The sequence below is a fragment of the Brachybacterium sp. GCM10030252 genome (assembly GCF_042666535.1).
Taxonomy (GTDB): domain Bacteria; phylum Actinomycetota; class Actinomycetes; order Actinomycetales; family Dermabacteraceae; genus Brachybacterium.
On record NZ_JBHTDM010000014.1, the window covers coordinates 1 to 867 of the forward strand.

Below are 867 nucleotides of genomic sequence, written 5' to 3' on the forward strand. Positions count from 1 at the left end.
CTAGGGCGTGTCTCCTATATGTGAGGCGGTTTCACTTGAGAGCCTGTATGCATGGCTACCGCGACGACTCGACATCAGGTCCTGTCCGACGAGCAGTGGGAGCGGATCGAGCCGCTGTTGCCGTCGAACAAGGGTCGCAAAGGGCATCCCTTCCGCGACAACCGGAAGATCGTCGAGGGCATCATCTACCGGTCCCGCACCGGGATCCCGTGGCGCGACCTGCCGCGTGACCAGTTCGGACCGTGGCAGACGGTGTGGAAGCGCCACTACCTCTACGCCCGGCTCGGGGTCTGGGACCGAATCCATGCCGCACTGATGGCGCAGGCCGACGCGGCAGGCGGCATCGACTGGACGGTCTCGGTGGATTCGACGATCAGCCGAGCCCACCAGCACGGGACCAACACAACTCGTCCCGACCAGCCCACAGGGGGCGGGCGCGAACCACAAGAATCCGACCGCTGAGGAGCCCGAAGGCCACGCGGTCGGCAGGTCACGCGGCGGGCTGGGCAGCAAAGTCCATGCCGCGGTCGACGGCAATGGCATGCCGCTGGCGATCGTTCTGACCGGCGGTCAACGCAACGACGGCGCGATGCTCGTCGAGGTCCTCGACGATATTCGAGTCCCTCGCCTTGGCCCCGGAAGGCCCCGGACCCGGCCTGCTGCGGTGGTCGCCGACAAGGCCTACTCCTCGGGCAAGACCCGCCGGATGCTTGCGGCTCGGGGCATCAAGGCCGTGATCCCGCAGAAGTCCGACGAGCTCGTTGCCCGCCAGAGGAAGGGTTCCTGCGGGGGCCGACCGCCCGGACTCGACCAGACCGCATACGCTGGCCGCAACGTCGTCGAGCGGCAGTTCGGCCTGGCCAAACA

1 pseudogene is annotated in these 867 nt (G+C 67.4%); it reads left to right on the forward strand.

The features are described 5' to 3' along the window. Positions 1–51: 51 nt before the first annotated feature. Positions 52–867 (forward strand): annotated as a pseudogene (locus tag ACFQRJ_RS12565) (IS5 family transposase); the annotation flags it as partial.